Below are 20,053 nucleotides of genomic sequence, written 5' to 3'. Positions count from 1 at the left end.
TAGATTGTAAATTAATAAACCTACTGATTTTAATACTGATATAATATTGCCATATTTAAAACTTATGTTTTCTATATCTACTAAATAGAAGCAACACTTAATAGCAACAACTCACAGGACATACCCATGAGCGATAAGCAAAAAATGAATGTTGAAAGCTTTAACTTAGACCACACCCTAGTTAAAGCGCCATACCTACGCCTAGCCGATAAAAAAATTGGCGAAAATGGCGATGAAATTTACAAATACGATTTACGTGTTTGCCAACCAAATAAAGAACATATGGAAATGCCAGCCCTGCACTCGTTAGAGCATTTAATGGCAGAGCTTTCTCGTAACCATAGCGAGTTGGTATTAGATATTGGACCTATGGGTTGCCAAACAGGTTTTTACGTGTCTTTAATTAATGAGCCAAGCTACGAAGCTGCGTTAGACTTAATTGAAAACACCCTAAAAGACGTATTGGTAGCAACCGAAGTACCAGCCTGTAACGAAGTACAATGCGGTTGGGCAGCTAGCCACAGCCTAGAGGGTGCAAAAGAAGTTGCAAAAGGCTTGCTAGACAAGCGTGATGAGTGGACGCAAGTTTTCGCTTAATGTTTTATAGCCTGATTCCTCAATTTGTAGGCGGTGGTTTTGCCTAGCCTACACTATTTTTTAACTTTAAGATAAATACCATGCCAAACACAACTAACCCAATTGCTATTATTGGTGCTATGCCACAAGAGGTTGCCATATTAACCAACCAACTAACCAACGCTAAAACTGCCGAGGTAGCAGAGGTTAAAATACACAGTGGTGAAATTAATGGTACGCCTGTGGTGGTGTTGCAAAGTGGCATAGGCAAAGTTAATGCCACTATAGCTACGGCGCTGGTTATTGAGCGTTTTGCACCCAAAGCGGTTATTAACACTGGCTCTGCAGGGGGTATTGGCAATGGTTCAGGAAAGGGCTTAGCAGTGGGTGATATTGTGGTTGGCACAGCGGTTGCCCACCACGATGTAGACGTAACTGCCTTTGGTTACAAACATGGGCAAATGGCTGGCATGCCAGAGCAGTACGAGTGCGATGCTAATTTGGTAAGTGTGATGCAAAAGGCAAGTAAAGCATTTGCTGATGCGGCGATACACCAAGGGCAAATAGTCAGTGGTGACCAGTTTATTGCCAGTAGTGAACAGTTTGAAACCATTAAAACCCATTTTGCCAATGCCCAAGCGGTAGAGATGGAAGCCGCTGCCATTGCCCAAACTTGCTACCGTTTTGGTGTGCCGTTTGTGGTGGTTCGAGCTATTTCTGACCTTGCAAATGAGCAGGCAAGTGTGTCTTTTGATGAGTTTATTGAGCAGGCAGGTAAAGACTCAGCACAAATGGTGATTAGTGCGTTGAGTAGTCTTTAATCTCTAATTTGTGTGAATAAACGCCCGTTAATAGCGGGCGTTTTTTTGTTCATTAAGACTAATGTAGCTTTGTGATATGATGAATGACTGATAACTAAAGATAAATGAAGGCAATTTATGCAACCTATCACGCAATCGGATATGATGATTTTTACCACCGATGACGAACAGGTGGAGCTTTCGGTCAAACTAGAAGACGAAACCGTTTGGCTAAATCGTCAGCAAATGGCTTTACTGTTTGATAGAGATATTAAAACGATAGGCAAGCACGTTAATAATGTTTTTAAAGAGGGTGAACTCGATAAAAAAGTGGTTGTCGCAAAATTTGCGACAACCACTCAACACGGTGCTATAAAAGGTAAAACACAGCAAAAAGAAGTAGAGTTTTACAACCTAGACGTTATCATCTCAGTTGGTTATCGTGTGAAGTCGCAAAAAGGCACACAATTTAGAATTTGGGCAACCAAACGGTTAAAGGATTATCTAATTAAGGGTTATGCGATTAATCAAAAACGCCTTGCGGAAAACCAACAGCAATTTTTAAAAACATTAGAAGATTTAAAAGCACTTACGCACGATAATCCAAAAGTTGAAACTACCGAGATTTTATCACTTATTCAAAGTTTTGCAGACACATGGTTTACTTTGGATAGTTATGATAAACAAGAGTTCCCCGAGCGTGGCGATACGGTGTCTATTAAAACATCTGCTGAGGAATTGCAGACGGATTTACAACTGCTAAAGTTCGAGTTGATAAACAAAGGGGAAGCAACCGAGCTGTTTGCTCAGGAGAAAAAACAAGGGTTACTAGCAGGTATTTTTGGTAATGTATTCCAAAGTATTTTTGGGCAGGATGCGTATCCAACGCTTGAAGAAAAAGCTGCACATTTATTGTACTTTATAATTAAAAACCACCCATTTACTGATGGAAACAAACGTAGCGGTGCGTTTGCTTTTATTTGGTTGTTGCAAAAGTATGGTTATGATTTTGCAGATAAAATTAATCCGCAAACACTAACAACGCTTACTATTTTAATTGCAGAATCAGACCCAAATGACAAAGAAAAAATGATTGGTGTGGTTAAGCTGTTGCTAAATCCGACAGGCATTTGATATGAGGTTGTATGCATATTCTTGGTTAACTGCTTTAAGTTGCATAACCAGCCCATTTTATTTAACGTATAGGCATTAGTCTATACGTTTTTTTATGCCTGTTTTTGTATATTTTTGGCATATGTTTAGTTTATTTATTCGTACATATAGGGGAATAACTTGAGCACAATGGTTGATTTACAGCGTTATAAAGTAGATGTAGAACGAACAGCAGAAGAACGCAAAGCAATACAGCAAGAACACCTTGAGCGTATTGAGCAGGGTAACGAAATCTGGAATGCTTGGGCAACTGAGGTAGAAAAAGAATTAGAAAAACGATACCTGCGAAATGCTACTACAGAACGAAAACGAAAAATACGTAATCAATATCAGATAGACCTTTCTGAAATGGTGTTTGTGCAATCAGTCTCTTTTATGGGTTTTAATTTTCCTCTAGAAGTTAATTTTCAATTAGCGAGATTTGAATCGACAGCGAATTTTGTGAGTACGACTTTTGAATCGAAAGCGAATTTTCAATTAGCGAGATTTAAATCGCAAGCAAATTTTGGGAGTTCAACTTTTGAATCGGAAGCGAATTTTGTGAGTACGACTTTTGAATCGGAAGCGGTTTTTTTTAGTGCGACTTTCAAATTAAGTGCCTTCTATTTGCGAACAAAATTTAACAAACAAGCAAATTTTTTTGGTGCCAAATTTGATGGTGAAAAACCTCAGACAGTATTATTTTTAGGTGCAAGGTTTGAAAACTCAGCTTTATTTAATGATATGGAGTTTAGTAAAAATGCAGTATTACCAGTAGATTTCCGCCAAACCCATTTTAATAACATTCCGTTAGTGGAAAGCTTGCCAAGTGATGTAGTTATTTTGCAAAAAAAAGCTAAACAGTTTGGTGTTACAGATTTTAGCAAGTATGAATCTCAGTTTAGAACACTTAAGCGCCTAGCAGAAGCAAATAACAACCACCAAAAAGCACTAGAGTTTTATGCCTGCGAGTTATACTGCCAACGCCAAGCAAATAATGGTTTAAAGAATATTAAAAACTGGGCAGGGTTTTTGTATGGGTTAAGCTCTAATTATGGGTTAAGCCTGTTGCGTCCCTTTTGTTTTTGGTTGGCTATTATGTGTGGTGGTGCAATTGGTCAGGCATGGGTTGATAATAAAATCACATTTACTCAGCCATACAGTTTTAATGCAGAACGTGCTGCATTTTATGCAGCGCCATCATTACCGCCATTTATACAAAATGCCCATTACCAAAAAGAGGTACGCCAACGCTTATACCCAGCAAACAATAACAACAAAGTAGATGCAAAGGGCAAGCTACCCATGCCCATACGCATTATACGTGGTGTGCAAACCTTTTTTACCTTTATAGCCATATTTTTGTTTGGTTTGGCACTGCGTAACCGTTTTAAAATAAAATAGCCATTTACTTAGTTATGCTAAAACCTAGCAAATAACATCTAAAAACAATGGATAAAAACGGCTATTTTTAGTATAGTCATGGCAATACATTTTAAGCATATAAACTGAAAAATTAGAGAACCGTTATGACTTTTCAAGAGTTAATTTTAACCCTACAAAATTATTGGGCAGAAAAAGGCTGCGTAGTACTGCAACCATACGATATGGAAATGGGTGCAGGTACCTTCCACACCGCAACATTTTTACGCTCACTAGGGCCAGAAAAATGGAACGCCGCCTACGTGCAACCATCACGCCGCCCAACCGACGGACGCTATGGTAATAACCCAAACCGTTTGCAACATTACTACCAGTTTCAGGTAGCGTTAAAACCAAACCCACCTAACATCCAAGAGCTATACCTAGACTCTTTAAGAGCCATTGGGGTAGACCCATTAACCCACGACATCCGCTTTGTAGAAGACAACTGGGAGTCACCAACGCTTGGTGCGTGGGGCTTAGGTTGGGAGGTTTGGCTTAACGGCATGGAAGTAACCCAGTTTACCTACTTCCAGCAAGTGGGCGGATTAGAGTGCTTCCCTGTAACGGGCGAAATCACCTACGGGCTTGAGCGTTTGGCAATGTACATACAAGGCGTAGACAGCGTTTATGACCTAGTGTGGACAGATGGCGAGTTTGGTAAAGTAACCTATGGCGATGTGTTCCACCAAAATGAGGTAGAGCAGTCTACTTACAACTTTGAACATGCCGATGTACCAAAAATGTTTGAGCTGTTTGACTTTTATGAACAGCAGGCAGACAAGTTGGTAACAGAAGACTTGCCATTGCCAGCATATGAAATGGTACTTAAAGCCAGCCATACGTTTAACTTGTTAGATGCGCGCGGAGCAATCTCGGTTACTGAGCGTCAGCGCTTTATTTTGCGTGTGCGCACTTTGGCACGTAAGGTGGCACAAAGTTATGTAGAGGCTCGTGCTAAGCTTGGCTTCCCACTGGCGGATGATGCCCATAAAGCAGCGGCATTAGAAAAGTATTTGCCAAAAGATGAAGCCGATGAGTAATAAATAACTGTTAAAACTAGATTATAACAACGTGTTAACAAATCAAAAGGTGCATCATAAGGCACCTTTTTTGTTGCCTTAGTAACAACTTAACATAGTGTGAGTTGATACAAATGTTATAAAAACCCCAGCAAAAAATAGCAAAAATTGCTATATTATACGGTTAATATTTATTTTTTAGTTTTTTAAAAACCAATACAATTTAAAGAGAAAATCTTTATGTCACAAGCACCTTCATCAGCTCAAATTGATGCCTTAGCTCAGCTTTTTAACCAAGCTGCCGACCAGCTAATTTCTGAGGGCGTTTTGCCAAACGACTGGCAAAATAATAGTCAAATTACTCGTGCTAAAGACCCAGCACATGGCGACTATGCCAGCAACATTGCATTAACAGCAGCAAAAGCGGCTAAGTCAAACCCACGTGCTTTGGCAGAGCAGCTGGTTAATAGCCTACCAGAAAACCAATTAATCGCTCAAATAGACATTGCTGGTCCTGGATTTATTAATGTATTTTTAAATACGGATGCTAAATTTGCGGTGCTGGATGATATTTTTACGGCGCAAGGTAAATTTGGGGTTAGTAAACAATTTGATGGGCAAAAAGTGCAGGTGGAATTTGTTTCTGCTAACCCAACCTCTAGCCTGCATGTTGGGCATGGGCGTGGCGCTGCCTTTGGTATGAGCGTGGCAAACCTGTTAGAAGCCGTGGGCTACGAGGTAACGCGCGAATACTACGTGAATGATGCAGGTCGTCAAATGGACATTTTAGCGACAAGCACGTATTTGCGTTATCTTGAGATAAGTGGTCAGCCCATTGTGTTCCCTACCAATGCATACCAAGGTGATTATGTAACCGACATTGCCAAACAAGTAATGGCACAAGTTGGCGGTGAGTATGTACATGAGTTTGCACAATTGGCTGAAAACGTACCTGCGGATGCGGTGTATGAAGAAAATACAGCGGGCGAAAAAACCCTACTTTCTGGTGACAAAGAAGCACACATAGATGGTTTGATTGGCAATGCAAAAAAACTATTAGGCACAGCAGGTTACGAGCTGTTTTTAAATGCGGCATTAAATAGCATACTTGACGACATCAAAGAAGATTTAGATGAATTTGGTGTACGTTATGAAAAATGGTTTAGTGAAAAATCGGTACAAGATGAGATTGAACCTGCGCTAAAAATCCTTGAAGAAAAAGGACACTTGTACGAAAAAGACGGCAACTTATGGTTTAAATCTACCGACTTTGGCGATGAAAAAGACCGTGTAGTGCGCCGTGCCAATGGCTTAATGACCTATTTTGCCTCTGACATTGCCTACCATAAAAACAAATATGACCGTGGTTTTAATAAGGTGATTAACGTGTGGGGTGCCGACCATCACGGCTACATACCACGTGTTAAAGCAGCCATGACAGCACTGGGCTACGAAGACAATCTAGACGTAATTTTAGTGCAGTTTGTTGCCCTGTGGCGAGGCGAAGAGAAAGTGCAGATGTCTTCTCGTTCTGGTCAGTTTGTAACACTGCGTGAACTGCGTGAAGAAGTTGGTAATGATGCTGCCCGTTTCTATTATGTGGCACGTAAACCAGAAGTACATATAGACTTTGATTTAGACTTGGCTAAATCGCAAAGTAAAGACAATGCTGTTTATTATATCCAGTATGCGCATGCACGTATTTGTAGTTTGCTAGAAAAACTAGAAAAAACAGGTTTATCGGTAGATGCTGAACAAGGCAAGGCAAATCAGGCATTGTTAACGGCAGAAGTTGAAAACGAGTTATTGAAGTTTTTAACAGCGTATCCTGCCACACTGCAACGTGCCGCAACAGGATATGAGCCGCACATTTTAACCAACTATTTAAAAGATTTGGCATCGTTGTTCCACGGTTGGTATAACGACAATCGCTTTATCCCAGCAAGCGTTGTAAACGGTGAGCAAGCCAGTGAAGATGAGCTTAACCTAATGCAAGCACGTATCCGCTTATCTCAAGCAGTGCGTCAAGTATTAGCAAATGGGTTAAGTTTGTTAGGCTTGTCTGCACCCACATCAATGTGATGACCTAGCTGAGCTGATAAGTTAGTTACCAGCATGCTCAAACCAGCCATTTAAGGGTTTTGATGTGTTTATTATCATCTTGGTTGAGATGTTTGGTGGCTAACCGTTTTAAATGGCGTTTATGTTGTTTGATGATGGTTGTATGAAAAAACCGTGAAAAACATTGTAAGTGATTTATGTAGATTGTAATTGGGGTAAACTATCTTTAAGTGTAATATACGTTACCCAGTTTAAGTTGTAAGGATAAAAAATGTTTAAAAAACAAGCAAAAGGGGCAACCGAAAAGCGTAAAAAAGGCAGTAGCCTTTCGGGTTTATTGTGGATGCTATTTGGTGCCATTTTAACTATTATGCTGTTTGTGTTTTTATATTTATCGCCATTTACAGACTTTAGTCCATCAAAAAACAAAAATACGGACGCACAAACACAAGTTCAGCCGATTGGTACAGATGTTAAAAAGCTAAACTATGAGTTTTATGATGTGTTACCAGATCAAGAGATGGTTACTATACCCGAGGCTTCGGTCACGGGTGAGCCTTCAGGAGAGACAGGCACGCTGCCAGCAAAACCAGATGTGGTGGTAACCGAAAATACCAAAAACAGACCACAGTCGTTAGATGCAAATACAGCCACTTACGGTATTTCTGAAGCAACGATGTTGAATCCTGAAGCTGCAAACGATGCAGCGACACAAGATGAAACACAAATAGAAATTGTTGAAGAAGCCGGCACGTATGATGGTGTAGAGGATAATGCGGCAGCACAATCTCAAACAGATAAACCAAATGAAACCTATATCTTGCAAATTAATAGTTTTGATAATGCTGATGATGCCGACACTCGTCGCGCGCAAGTATTAATGGCAGGGGTTGATAGCAAAGTTGTGAAAATGGTAACTGCCAATGACCAAACAATTTATCAGGTGATTTCGACACCTATGAAGAGTCGCCAAGCCGTTACGGTAGCACAGCAGCGTTTGCAACATAGTGGGATTGATAGCATTATTGTAGAGCAACGTAGGTAAACTAGTTGTTATAACTGTATTGCTTAACTAACAAAATAGCCCATCAATTTGATGGGCTATTTTTTTTATTGCTGAGCTTTAACGCTGATAATTTATTTAATTTCAGGCTGTTTACCATTATTAATGACGTCTTCATCAACAATAACAGTTTGAGCATTGTCCATGGATGGTAGCTCATACATGGTTTCTAACAAAGCGTTTTCTACAATAGAGCGCAAACCACGCGCACCGGTTTTACGCTCCATGGCTTTTTTAGCAATGGCATCGAGTGCGTTGTCGGTAAACTTAAGTTCTGCATTTTCCATATCAAATAAATATTGATATTGCTTAACCAACGCATTTTTTGGTTTGGTTAAAATCTGGATAAGTGCATCTTCGTCTAACTCTTCTAATGAGGCAATCACAGGCAATCGACCAATTAATTCTGGGATGAGACCAAACTTAATTAAGTCTTCTGGCTCAACCTCTTTAAATAACTCGCTAATGCGGCTGCCTTCATCTTTTGATTTAACCTCAGCATTAAAGCCAATGCCGGTTTCTTCAGTACGTTGTTGGATAACTTTATCTAACCCAGCAAATGCACCACCCACAATAATCAAGATATTGCTGGTATCCACTTGCATTAACTCTTGATTTGGATGCTTACGCCCCCCTTTAGGTGGGATGGCGGCAACAGTGCCTTCAATAAGTTTTAGTAACGCCTGCTGTACACCCTCACCAGATACATCACGGGTGATTGACATGTTTTCACCTTTTTTGCTGATTTTATCAATTTCATCAACATAAATGATGCCTTGCTCTGCTTTAGCAATGTCATAATCACTGGCTTGTAGTAGTTTTTGGACAATGTTTTCTACATCTTCACCAACATAGCCAGCTTCTGTAAGGGTGGTGGCATCTGCCATCGCAAAAGGCACGTCTAAAACACGGGCAAGCGTTTGTGCAAGCAAGGTTTTACCCGAGCCAGTAGGACCAATCAGCAAGATGTTACTTTTTGATAGCTCTACCATGGCATCATCTGCACCAGTTTTGGCTTGTTTTTTGTCTTGCGCCATTTTTTGGCTGACCTTTAGCCGTTTATAATGGTTATATACAGCCACAGACAGTGCTTTTTTGGCAGTTTCTTGCCCAATTACATATTCATCTAAATGTGCACTTAGCTCTTTTGGTGTTGGTAGCTTTTTATTTATCCAACTTGTATCAATCGCTTCGTCATCTTTGTCATCAAGCTCATCACCGTTTTCAATTAAGTCGGTACAAAGCTCAATACATTCATTACAAATATTGGCATCTTCTGCGGCGATGAGCTGTTTGACCTCATCTTTTGATTTGCCACAAAATGAGCAGGTTGGTTGTTCATCTATTGCCATTAATGGCACTCCTTAGAGTTGTTTTTTAATCTTATGGCGGGTGTTTAATAACGCCTTTAGGTTTAAATTTGGGTTTCAATCAACCTTTAATTATTCGCCAGTAGGGCGACGCTTAATAACCTCATCAATTAAACCATATTCTTTTGCTTCGTCTGCACTCATAAAGTTATCACGGTCAGTATCTTCAACCAGCTTTTCAAATGGTTGGTCTGAGTGCTCGGCAAGTAAGCGGTTTAACTTGGCTTTAAGTTCAATGATTTCTTTTGCATGAATCTCGATGTCTGATGCCTGACCACGGAAACCACCTAAAGGTTGGTGAATCATGATGCGTGAGTTTGGTAAGGCATAGCGTTTGCCTTTTGCACCAGCAGAAAGCAGGAATGAACCCATTGAGCAAGCTTGACCAATACAAATAGTGGATACATCCGGTTTAATAAAGTTCATGGTGTCGTACATTGCCATGCCACTTGTTACCACACCACCTGGTGAATTAATATATAGGTGGATGTCTTTATCTGGGTTTTCTGCCTCTAAAAACAGCATTTGAGCAACAATCAGATTTGACATGTTGTCTTCTACTTGCCCAGTTAAAAAAATCACACGCTCACGCAGTAAGCGAGAAAAGATATCAAATGAGCGCTCACCACGGGCAGATTGCTCGACAACCATAGGCACAAGTGCGTTTTGAGTTTGATGATTGACAACATCTTGGTGGGCTGTCATTAAAGTATCAAAATGTGGGTTTTTGATAATACGGTCAAAATCTGTCATGGGTTTTCCTTTGTTAACATTATTTATAATATAAAAGATAAGTCAATTGTAGTTAATGAGGGAGTAACTTGCAATTATCAATGCGTAACCAAGAAATAATATAGTGATTAAGCGATAAAAAAGTATTGGTTTTTAACAAAATAAAATGCCCCAACTTAGTGTTAGGGCATTTTAAAAATTGTTTACCCCTTAGTTGCTTGATGAGCCAACTTTTGGGGCAAACAGAAATAAATTACATCATCATTTGTTGCTGTTGTTGTGCAGCGATAAGGTCTGTGTATTTTACTTCTTTATCTGTAACTTTGCCTTGTTCTAAAATAAAGTCAACAACTTGGTCTTCTAATACAACTGACTCAATACCTGCACGTTGTTGTTCGTCATTTTTAAAGTATTCGATAACTTCGGTTGGGTCTTCGTAGTTTTCAGCAGATTCGTTAATAAATGCTTCAACACGCTCTTGGTCAACCTTAATGTTGTTAGCATCAATTAGGCTAGCAACGATGACACCCAAACGTGCCGCGCGAGTTGCTTGTTCTTCAAACATCTCGTTAGGGAACATAGAAGCATCAAACTGGCTTGCATCGCCACCAAACTGAGAAGCAAAGCGTTGTAGCATTTGGTTACGTTGGCGGTCAACTTCTTGCTCAACCATTGCTTTTGGTACATCAAATTCATTTTTTTCTAGTAGGGCATCAAAAGCGGCTTGTTTAACTTGGTTACGTGATGCATTTTTGATTTCACGTTCCATGTTTTTTCTTACGTCAGCTTTCAACTGCTCTAGGCCACCTTCTTTAACACCAAACAGCTCAAAAAACTCTTCGTTAAGCTCTGGTAAAACTGGTTTTTTAACCATTTTAAGGTTTACTTTAAATTGGGCATCTTTACCTTTTAGGTTTTCTGCTTGATAGTCTTCAGGGAAGGTTACATCAATAACACGCTCTTCGCCTGCTTTCATGTCTAACATGCCGTCTTCAAAACCTGGGATAAAGCGGTTGCTGCCCATCACTAGTTCAAAGTCTTCTGCTGCGCCGCCTTCAAATTTTTCACCATCAACTGTGCCTTCAAAGTCAAAGATTGCTTGGTCTTTTTTCTTTAGCATGCCTTTCTTTTCTTTGTAAGTTAGGCGTTGCTCTTGCAAGCTCTTAATCATTTTATCAACTTCTTTGTCATCAACGGTTGATGTTTGACGTTCGATTTTTAGGTCGCCTAAGCCTTGCACTTCAACTTCTGGGAAGATCTCTACAGTAGCTTGGTAAACTAAGAAGTCATCTTCTAGTTTTACGTCATCAATGTTTGGCATGCCAACAGCGCGGATGTCTTCTTGCTTAATTGCTTCAAAAACGGTGTCACGGATTTGGTCGTTAATAACTTCTTGTTGGATACCTGCACCATACTGAGCACGGATGTGCGACATGGGTACTTTGCCTTTACGGAAGCCATCAATTTTTGCCGTTTTTGCCGTTTGGCGGATGCGTGCTTCAACTTTATTTTGGATTTGTTCAACAGGAACTTTAACCGTTAGTTGGGTTTCTTGATCAGAAATTTTTTCTGAGGTTACTTGTAAGTTTGTAGCCATTTGTTAATACCTTCAGCTTAAAAAACTTAGCCCTGCACAACGCTGGGCTAACGATAAAAATAGGGGGAACTTATTTAAAAGTTCTGTATAAAATTTTAAAAGTACAAAATTATACTGTATTTGATAACTAAAGTACAAATTTAATAAAAGTGTGCAAGTGAATTATATTTCATAAATCATATATTTAGCATACAAAATGATATTTTTTACCTGATGGGACTAAAATCAGTATGATAGTTATTGAGTATGCACTTCATAACTATCGATTAGACCCATCAATAATAAGTCATTAACTTTACAATGCCTGCTTAATTTTAGCGATAAGCTCACGGCTGGCAATACCACGGTGGCTAATTTCTGATTTTTCGTCTTTACTTAGTTGTGCACTGGCTTTTTCAAGGGTTGGTACCCAAAAAAGTGGGTCATAACCAAAGCCATTTTCGCCCAGTGGGGTTGGTAGTATCTCTCCTTGCCAAATACCTTGAGCAATTATTGGTAGTGGGTCGTCTGCATGGCTTACCATAACCAGTACACACACAAACTGCCCAATTATTTTAGTATCGGGTTGCTGTGCACGTATTGGCGCTAACGCTTCAATGAGCTTGGCATTATTTGCTGCATCGCGTGTTTTTTTGTCTTCCACCCCTGCATAACGGGCAGAATATATGCCAGGTGCATTGCCAAGTGCAGGCACACACAACCCTGAGTCGTCGGCAATGGCAGGCAATCCACTAATACGGCTGGCATGTCTTGCCTTAATAATGGCGTTTTCTACAAAACTTAAACCGTCTTCAATGGCGTCTTCAATATCTAATTGTGCTTGTGGAATAAGCTGAAAGCCTAATTCATGTTGATTAAATAAATCTTGTAGTTCAGCAAGTTTACCTTGATTGTTACTGGCGATAACCATCTTTTGTTGGTGATGGGTCTGCTTGGTTGTCATGACGATGCTTCCTTTATACCTGTTTTTATATTTATTATTTTATAACAATTGAATCTAAAAAAAGGTTAATAAATTTGTAGGTTGTTTTTATGTACGCAATACATATTAGCATAATACATTAAGTAGAAAACTCATCTGTACAAAATAATGAGAACGATTTACAATATCAATTGATTTGCTCTCAACATTTCAATAATCATTAATAAAGGATGAACCTATTTATGTCAAAGAAAATCAGTGTATTAATCGGCAGCCTGCGCCGTGGCTCATTTGCTCGCAAAACTGCTAAGAATGTAATGGCAATGTTCCCAGAAGGGTATGAGGTTAACATTGTTGAGATTGGTCATCTCCCACTATACAATTTTGATTATGATGATCCAAATGAAACTGAGTTGACTCTTCCCAACGCTTATGTTGAGTTTCGTGAAGTCATAAAAGCATCTGATGGCATACTTTTTGTGACACCAGAAAACAACCGCACGATTCCTGCTTGTTTAAAAAATGCAGTTGATATTTGTTCAAAACCAAATGATGATGTTGCATGGAAGAATAAGCCAGCGGGTATTATTAGTCACTCGGTTGGTAAAATGGGTGGATACAGCTCTCAAAAAAACTTACGTTTAGCACTGTCATATTTTGATATGCCATTTGTGGCTCAGCCAGAGGTGTTTTTGGGCAATTCTCCAACTTTATTTGATGAAGAAGGCAACATGAATGTTGAGAATACTCGCGAATTTTTACAAAAGTATATCAACGCTTTTGTAGCGGTTGTTGAAAAGCACTCATAACTATTTTATTAATTATGAGGTAATAACCTGAAAGCCTAACTTGTGTTGATTAAATTAATTCTACAGTTCAGCAATTTCACTTTGCGTATTTAGTAATTGTTACTTGCTCATACACCTTTTTTGACTGTTGTGTGGCGTATTGCTGTTGCCTCTATTTATAGATATAGAGCGGATGTTGTTGGTTTAGGAAATGTTATAGATAAATAGCTTAAAACTGTATTTTTTATGATAGAAAGAAAGTTTAATGATTTAAAAACCCTAGTAAAATTAATATATTAGAAAACTATTTTTTATTATACTTTTTTTGAATAAGCAAGATAAATACTTGAATTTTTACCTGTATACTTTAAAATCCTAGTTAGCTAGTCAAGTTTATGATACAAGATTAGCCATTTTAAAAGTGATATTTGCAATAATAAACAGATAAACTAACGATAGGGAACAATCATGAAAACTTCTAAATTTGCCGTTGTCGCATCAACTACCGTCGCCAGTGTATCAGCGCTAGCACACCCAGGGCATGATCATTCAGCTAATGCTTCTATGCTATATCATGTGATTTTTTATGGTAGCGTGGTTGCTGGTTTAGCAATTTTAGGCTTGGCAGCTTATCAAGCGTTTAAAAAAATCTCTAAGTAATTTTAGTATTTAACCAAATAATTTTTTAAAATAACAGGGAGTTCATTATGTTACACCAACTATTAAACAAATTTGATGTAGAAACTGTTTCGGCTCATTGTGATGTGCCATGTGGTATTTATGACACCACCCCAGCACAAATTTATGCATTAAGCGTACTACGTTTTTGTAAGCAGGTTGACGAATTGGGCGAGGATAAAGAAGACCATGCTAAATTTTCTCGTTTAGTTAGCGAAAAAGAAGTGCATGCTGAAAAGGTTAAGCACGAGATTCGCATTATTTGGGGTGATTATTTTAAAGGTGATTTGCTTACTAAATATTCAGACATCCATGAACAAGCACATAACATTATGCTTGCTGGTTCTGCTTGTAAGCAAAGCTTAAGTGTGGCAAATGCAGAAAAACTGGTTGAGCTAGTTAACAAGTTTGCAGAAACTTTTTGGGATTCAAAAGGTGTAGAAACTTATCGTGCCGTTTGTCCTTATCCACCAGCAGTAGAAACAGTTTATCCTAAATTAGGTTAATGTTTACTGATGGTAAAGATTAAAATTTTTAAAATTAGGGGGCAAAGCATGTTCCCTAATTTTTTGCCTAATGCTTTTGTTGTGGCAATTCGTTTTCCTTGGCAAACATTGAAGGTGGGGGATGTGGTTTTAGTTAATCATCATGACTATGGAAAAATGATTAAAAGAATTAAAACAATAAATAATGCACAATTACCACAAAAAATGAGGCTAGAAGGCGATAACCCTAATAGCATTACACCAGAGCAAATGGGCGAATTGGATAAATCACAGGTAATTGGCAAAGTGATTTACCAGATAAAACCAGCAAAAAAATAACACTAAATTTTTAGTAATTTGTAATGCCTAAATTCTATTTTGATGCAAACTGGCGCATTAATTTTGAGAATATAAAAAAAATTTATAAAAGCACAAATACGCTTTAATAAAAAAAACTAATCGTTATCTTTCATAAAAATAATGTAACCACTTTAATAGTTATGACATAATAAGCTCTCATATTAAAAGGTCGTTAGACCATACTCCCAGCCAACTGATAAGTAAGCAAGGAATCTATTATGTCAAAATTTACGCTACCAGAATTACCTTATGCAAAAGATGCACTAGCACCTCACATTAGTGCTGAAACCTTAGACTATCACCACGGTAAACACCACAATGCTTATGTTACTAAGCTAAATGAGCTGTTACCTGGTTCAGGTTTTGAAGACAAAGGTCTTGAAGACATCATCCTAGCAACCGCAAAAGATGACAGCAAACAAGGTATGTTTAACCAAGCTGCTCAAGTTTGGAACCACACCTTTTATTGGAATTGCATGACACCAAATGGCGGTGGCGAAGCAACGGGTGACTTACAAGCTAAAATTGCTGAAGATTTTGGCAGTTTTGAAAACTTCCGTGAAGAATTTAAAAATGCAGCTTTAACTCAGTTTGGTTCTGGCTGGGCTTGGTTAGTTGCAGATGAAGTAGGCGGCAAGCTTTCTATCATCAAAACTGCGAATGCAGATACACCTCTTGCACATGGCAAAGTTGCGGTATTAACTTGTGACGTATGGGAGCATGCTTACTATGTTGATTATCGTAACGCTCGCCCAAACTATGTTGATACTTTTTTAGACAAGCTAGTGAACTGGGACTATGCAAATGCTAAGTTCAATGGTCAAGCTGCTGGTATTGAAAAGTAAGCCAAACAAGCTGTAAACTGTAGTAAAAAACGGGTGGTTCATTACCAACCCGTTTTTTTATGGCATTTGATGTGTGTGAAGAGAGTATTGTATAGGGATAGTCTTTATAAGGCACTGTTACTCATGCTACTTACTAAATTCGTGAAACGCACCCAGTGCATCTGCTGCATACATATATGCAGGTCCACCACCCATATATACACACATACCTAATATTTCTGAAACCTCTTCTTCGGTTGCGCCGAGTCTAATTAAAGCTTTTATATGAAAACCGATACAGGCATCGCAGCGTTGTGATACGGCAATGGCAAGTGCGATAAACTCTTTGGTTTTTTTATCTAACACTCCGTCTTGTGTTGCCGCAGCAGCCATATTACTAAAGCCTTGTAGTGTTTCGGGTATATTATTGCGAAGTTTTGCCATATTTGCAGCAGTATTTTTAGTAATGTCGGTATATGATTTTGCCATCATGCACTTCCTTAAAGTTATCAATATTAATAAGAATATAATATATAAATAAATATATTGTTTCAAGTAGCGTTCATTACTATCTTAGTTCTTTATTACCTTAAATATGATAAAAAAGCCGTATCATAGGATACGGCGATGAAGAAAGGGAGGTTAATTAAACAAAGAGGAGTTAATTAATGTTGTCTTTGCCATAACCAATCGGCTAGGTTATGTAGTTGATTGGTATCTGCTGTGTTATCTAAAGAACTAAGATAGGTTTTACTTTGTTCAAATAATGATTTGGCATAGTCTTGAGCCTTTTCAACGCCCATTAGTTTGACATAGGTTGATTTATTGAGCTTTTCATCACTACCTGAGGGTTTTCCAAGCTGTTTGGTATCGGCGGTTACATCCAAAATATCATCTTGTACTTGAAACGCAAGCCCCAGATTTTGGGCAAAACTTTGTAAGTCTGTTAGTTGCTGGTTAGACGCATTAGCACAAATTGCCCCCATTAAAACAGAAGCTTCGATTAATGCGCCGGTTTTATCTTCATGTATCGCTTGCAACTGTGTTTGACTTAGGGTTTTTGATTCGCCATTTAAATCCAACATTTGCCCAGCTACCATGCGTCTGGCACGTGGCGCAAAGATAGTCAATAGTTTTGTAGCAATGTCTTGTTTTGCAGCAGGCAGGGGTGGGTTAAAGTTTGCTAAATCCGCGTTTAGCACTTCAAATGCTAATGTTTGTAACACATCTCCAGTTAACATGGCGGTTGCTTCATCAAAAGCAATGTGGCAAGTGGGGCGACCACGTCGCAAAGCGTCATCGTCCATGCAAGGTAAGTCATCATGCACCAGTGAGTAGGCGTGCAAAAGTTCAACTGCCATCATCGCTCTGCGAACCATACCCGATAGGCTTAATGTATCCATGTTTGTATCAGATAAAATGCTGGTAAAGCTACTGGCAACTAATAAAGGGCGGACTCTTTTGCCACCATTTGTCATGGCGTATTGGCAGGCATCTTTTAAGGGTGATGGCAAACAGATAGTAGCAAAAAGACTATCAATATCGGCAGATAATTGTTGAATGCTTGACTGGTGGAATTGACTAAAAGTTGAGCTTGGCATATGGGTTTAAAATGATATAAAAATAAAGTAATTTTAGCATGATAACCAACATATCGCATGGTTAAACCTTTAAATATGCGCTTAATTTTACAAAGTCATTTAGTTGTCATCATTAATTATTAGAGTGAAACTTTAAACCAGTTGATTTTAGGTTGGGTATTTTTTAACTTAGTAATCAAGAAAGTATGACCACTAAGTCAGAAGGCGAGCGATAATTAGAGATGACAGCCAGTGTAAAATCTCCTAAACTAGGAACGTTGTGAATAACGGAGATAGGGAAGCTTTAAGTCAGTATTTTGTCCTAAATTTCTGAAATTACCATTTGCACCATCATAAGAAAATCAATCTTACACAAGGAGATTACGATGATTTATCAAGGAAACCGCATTAGCGTTTCAATGCTAGAAGACGGTATCGCAAAAATGCACTTCGACGCACAAGATGAAAGCGTTAACAAATTTGATTTAGAAACAAACAAGCAGTTTGGCGAAGCCGTTGCGGCACTAGAACAAGCCGCTGATGTTAAAGGGTTGGTTGTAACCAGTGGCAAAAAAGTATTTATTGCTGGTGCAGATATTACTGAGTTTGTTGCAAACTTTAAACAACCAGAAGACACCATTAAAGAGTGGGTTTTAAAAATCAATAGCGTATTTAATCGCTTTGAAGACCTTCCATTCCCTAAAGTGGCAGCTATTAATGGTGCAGCACTTGGTGGCGGTTGTGAAATGACATTAGTGTGTGAATACCGTGTTATGGGTGATAAGGCTCAAATTGGTTTGCCAGAAACTCAGCTAGGTATCTTCCCTGGTTTTGGTGGTAGTGTACGTACGCCACGCGTTGTTGGTATTGATAATGCATTAGAGTTAATTGCAACGGGTAAACCTCAAAAACCAGCGGCAGCTTTAAAAGTTGGTTTGGTTGATTCTGTTGTTGCAACTGATGAGCTAGAAGCTTCAGCAATTAACGTTGTTAAAAAATGTATTGCTGGCGAGCTAGATTGGCAAGCAAAACGTCAAGAAAAACTTGAGCCTGTTAAATTAAATCAGCTTGAACAAGCCATGGCATTTAATAGTGCAAAAGGCATGATTTTTTCTAAGGCAAATCCAAAACAGTACCCAGCAGTGGCGTTAGCAGTTGGTGCAATCGAAAAACATGCACCATTAAAGCGTGATGCAGCACTAGAAGTAGAAGCAACTAACTTTGCAAAAGCAGCCAAAACACCACAGGCAGAAGCTTTGGTAGGCTTGTTCTTAAATGACCAAACGGTTAAAAAACTTGCGAAAGTACACAGTGCCAAAGCACATGGTATTGACGAAGCGGCTGTATTGGGTGCTGGTATCATGGGTGGCGGTATTGCTTATCAGTCAGCGAGCAGAGGCTTGCCAATCATCATGAAAGACATTAAGTCTGAGCAACTTGATCTTGGTATGGGCGAAGCGACTAAACTACTTGCTAAACAAGTTAAACGTAAAAAAATTGACGCGGCTAAAATGGGTCAAACCCTTGGTCGTATCCGTCCTACACTTAACTACGGTGACTTTGGCGAAACAGACATCGTGATTGAAGCGGTTGTTGAGAACCCTAAAGTTAAACATGCCGTACTTAAAGAAGTAGAAGGTTTGGTGAAAGAAGACGCTATTTTGGCATCTAACACCTCTACAATTTCTATTACGCATTTAGCAGAAGTGCTAGAGCGTCCAGAAAACTTTGTAGGTATGCACTTCTTTAACCCAGTTCACCGTATGCCATTGGTTGAAGTTATCCGTGGTGAAAAGTCGAGTGAAGAAGCGGTAGCAACAACTGTTGCATTAGCTGAACGTATGGGTAAAGTGCCAGTGGTTGTTAATGACTGCCCAGGCTTCTTGGTAAACCGTGTGTTGTTCCCATACTTTGGTGCATTTGACCTATTGCTAAAACAAGGTGCTGACTTTGTTCATGTTGATAAAGTAATGTCTAAATTTGGTTGGCCAATGGGTCCTGCTTATCTAATCGACGTGGTTGGTTTAGATACGGGTGTTCATGGTTCTGCAGTAATGGCAGAAGGTTTCCCAGACCGTATGAAGCCTGACTACAAAGGTGCTATCCAGCAATTATTTGAAAACGAGCGTTTGGGTCAAAAGAACGGCGTTGGTTTCTACAAATATGAGCTAGACCGCAGAGGTAAGCCTAAGAAATTGGTTGATGAAGCGACTTATGGCATCTTAGCGTCAATCCAAGACAGCAACAAGCAAGAGTTTACAGACGAAGCGATTGTTGAACGTATGATGCTAGCTTTCTGTAATGAAACGGTTCGTTGTTTAGAAGATAACATTGTTTCTACACCTGCAGAAGCAGACATGGCAATGATTATGGGTGTTGGCTTCCCACCGTTCCGTGGTGGTCCATGCCGTTACATCGACCAAGTTGGTGTGGCTAATTACTTAGCACTGTGTGAAAAATATGCACACCTAGGTAAAGCTTATGAAGCACCACAAAAAATCCGTGATATGGCAGCTGCTGGCGAAACATTCTACCCAACAGCTTAATTAACGATGACAATATGAGGTTTGAGATCTTCCGCATATGGTTTGTCGAACCTTGACGGGAATCACCTGCTAACC

19 protein-coding genes are annotated in these 20,053 nt (G+C 39.1%); 13 read left to right on the top strand and 6 right to left on the bottom strand.

Annotation, left to right across the window (positions count from 1 at the left end; genetic code table 11):
• Positions 1–126: 126 nt before the first annotated feature.
• The 7 genes from VH441_RS06620 (at position 127) to VH441_RS06590 (ending at position 8,078) form a co-directional block, all read left to right on the top strand.
• On the top strand, positions 127–597 hold the full coding sequence (locus tag VH441_RS06620) for an S-ribosylhomocysteine lyase (RefSeq protein WP_434352867.1): 471 nt from the start codon (positions 127–129) through the stop codon (positions 595–597).
• An 80-nt stretch (positions 598–677) separates the two neighbouring features.
• Positions 678–1,397, top strand: a complete 720-nt coding sequence (locus VH441_RS06615) for a 5'-methylthioadenosine/adenosylhomocysteine nucleosidase (protein WP_434352866.1) — start codon at positions 678–680, stop codon at positions 1,395–1,397.
• A gap of 117 nt (positions 1,398–1,514) precedes the next feature.
• Positions 1,515–2,510 carry a RhuM family protein gene (rhuM, locus tag VH441_RS06610; protein ID WP_434352865.1) on the top strand — a complete coding sequence of 332 codons (996 nt, stop codon included), beginning with the start codon at positions 1,515–1,517 and terminating at the stop codon, positions 2,508–2,510.
• Between the two features lie 159 nt (positions 2,511–2,669).
• Positions 2,670–3,932 (top strand): pentapeptide repeat-containing protein, encoded by a 1,263-nt coding sequence (locus VH441_RS06605; RefSeq protein ID WP_434352864.1) that lies wholly within the window; start codon positions 2,670–2,672, stop codon positions 3,930–3,932.
• Positions 3,933–4,057: 125 nt separating this feature from the next.
• Positions 4,058–4,993 carry a glycine--tRNA ligase subunit alpha gene (glyQ, locus tag VH441_RS06600; protein ID WP_434352863.1) on the top strand — a complete coding sequence of 312 codons (936 nt, stop codon included), beginning with the start codon at positions 4,058–4,060 and terminating at the stop codon, positions 4,991–4,993.
• A 219-nt stretch (positions 4,994–5,212) separates the two neighbouring features.
• A complete protein-coding gene (argS, locus tag VH441_RS06595; protein WP_434352862.1) occupies positions 5,213–7,054 on the top strand; it encodes an arginine--tRNA ligase in 1,842 nt (613 codons plus the stop codon).
• Positions 7,055–7,304: 250 nt separating this feature from the next.
• Positions 7,305–8,078 (top strand): SPOR domain-containing protein, encoded by a 774-nt coding sequence (locus VH441_RS06590; protein WP_434352861.1) that lies wholly within the window; start codon positions 7,305–7,307, stop codon positions 8,076–8,078.
• Positions 8,079–8,170: 92 nt separating this feature from the next.
• Here the strand turns inward: VH441_RS06590 and clpX are convergent, their stop codons facing one another.
• The 4 genes from clpX to rdgB all read right to left on the bottom strand — a co-directional run bounded on the left by clpX (position 8,171) and on the right by rdgB (position 12,738).
• Positions 8,171–9,448 carry an ATP-dependent protease ATP-binding subunit ClpX gene (gene clpX, locus VH441_RS06585; protein ID WP_434352860.1) on the bottom strand — a complete coding sequence of 426 codons (1,278 nt, stop codon included), beginning with the start codon at positions 9,446–9,448 and terminating at the stop codon, positions 8,171–8,173.
• A 90-nt stretch (positions 9,449–9,538) separates the two neighbouring features.
• Complete coding sequence (clpP, locus tag VH441_RS06580) at positions 9,539–10,171, bottom strand: ATP-dependent Clp endopeptidase proteolytic subunit ClpP (RefSeq protein WP_434354375.1); 633 nt, start codon at positions 10,169–10,171, stop codon at positions 9,539–9,541.
• Positions 10,172–10,451: 280 nt separating this feature from the next.
• Positions 10,452–11,795 carry a trigger factor gene (gene tig, locus VH441_RS06575; RefSeq protein WP_434352859.1) on the bottom strand — a complete coding sequence of 448 codons (1,344 nt, stop codon included), beginning with the start codon at positions 11,793–11,795 and terminating at the stop codon, positions 10,452–10,454.
• Positions 11,796–12,090: 295 nt separating this feature from the next.
• A complete protein-coding gene (gene rdgB, locus VH441_RS06570) occupies positions 12,091–12,738 on the bottom strand; it encodes an RdgB/HAM1 family non-canonical purine NTP pyrophosphatase (protein ID WP_434352858.1) in 648 nt (215 codons plus the stop codon).
• 221 nt (positions 12,739–12,959) lie between these two features.
• On the opposite strand from rdgB, the gene VH441_RS06565 reads away from it, so the two are divergent.
• The 5 genes from VH441_RS06565 to VH441_RS06545 all read left to right on the top strand — a co-directional run bounded on the left by VH441_RS06565 (position 12,960) and on the right by VH441_RS06545 (position 15,873).
• Entirely contained in the window at positions 12,960–13,526 is a 567-nt protein-coding gene (locus VH441_RS06565; RefSeq protein WP_434352857.1) for an NADPH-dependent FMN reductase, read from the top strand.
• A gap of 447 nt (positions 13,527–13,973) precedes the next feature.
• On the top strand, positions 13,974–14,165 hold the full coding sequence (locus VH441_RS06560) for a hypothetical protein (protein WP_434352856.1): 192 nt from the start codon (positions 13,974–13,976) through the stop codon (positions 14,163–14,165).
• A 47-nt stretch (positions 14,166–14,212) separates the two neighbouring features.
• The gene (gene sodN, locus VH441_RS06555; protein ID WP_434352855.1) at positions 14,213–14,689 is read left to right on the top strand and encodes a superoxide dismutase, Ni; all 477 of its coding nucleotides are present in this window, start codon (positions 14,213–14,215) and stop codon (positions 14,687–14,689) included.
• 48 nt (positions 14,690–14,737) lie between these two features.
• On the top strand, positions 14,738–15,007 hold the full coding sequence (locus VH441_RS06550) for a S24/S26 family peptidase (protein WP_434352854.1): 270 nt from the start codon (positions 14,738–14,740) through the stop codon (positions 15,005–15,007).
• Positions 15,008–15,246: 239 nt separating this feature from the next.
• On the top strand, positions 15,247–15,873 hold the full coding sequence (locus VH441_RS06545; RefSeq protein ID WP_434352853.1) for a superoxide dismutase: 627 nt from the start codon (positions 15,247–15,249) through the stop codon (positions 15,871–15,873).
• A 126-nt stretch (positions 15,874–15,999) separates the two neighbouring features.
• Here VH441_RS06545 and VH441_RS06540 read toward each other — a convergent pair whose 3' ends face one another.
• Together VH441_RS06540 and VH441_RS06535 are read right to left on the bottom strand one after the other, a co-directional pair.
• On the bottom strand, positions 16,000–16,344 hold the full coding sequence (locus tag VH441_RS06540; RefSeq protein ID WP_434352852.1) for a carboxymuconolactone decarboxylase family protein: 345 nt from the start codon (positions 16,342–16,344) through the stop codon (positions 16,000–16,002).
• Between the two features lie 173 nt (positions 16,345–16,517).
• On the bottom strand, positions 16,518–17,453 hold the full coding sequence (locus VH441_RS06535) for a polyprenyl synthetase family protein (protein ID WP_434352851.1): 936 nt from the start codon (positions 17,451–17,453) through the stop codon (positions 16,518–16,520).
• A gap of 365 nt (positions 17,454–17,818) precedes the next feature.
• On the opposite strand from VH441_RS06535, the gene fadB reads away from it, so the two are divergent.
• Complete coding sequence (gene fadB / locus VH441_RS06530) at positions 17,819–19,978, top strand: fatty acid oxidation complex subunit alpha FadB (protein ID WP_434352850.1); 2,160 nt, start codon at positions 17,819–17,821, stop codon at positions 19,976–19,978.
• The last annotated feature ends 75 nt before the right edge of the window (positions 19,979–20,053 follow it).

Origin of the sequence: Psychrobacter sp. HD31 (assembly GCF_051097895.1) — a bacterium.
Lineage (GTDB): Bacteria > Pseudomonadota > Gammaproteobacteria > Pseudomonadales > Moraxellaceae > Psychrobacter.
This window is presented reverse-complemented; position numbering and strand designations above follow the sequence as displayed.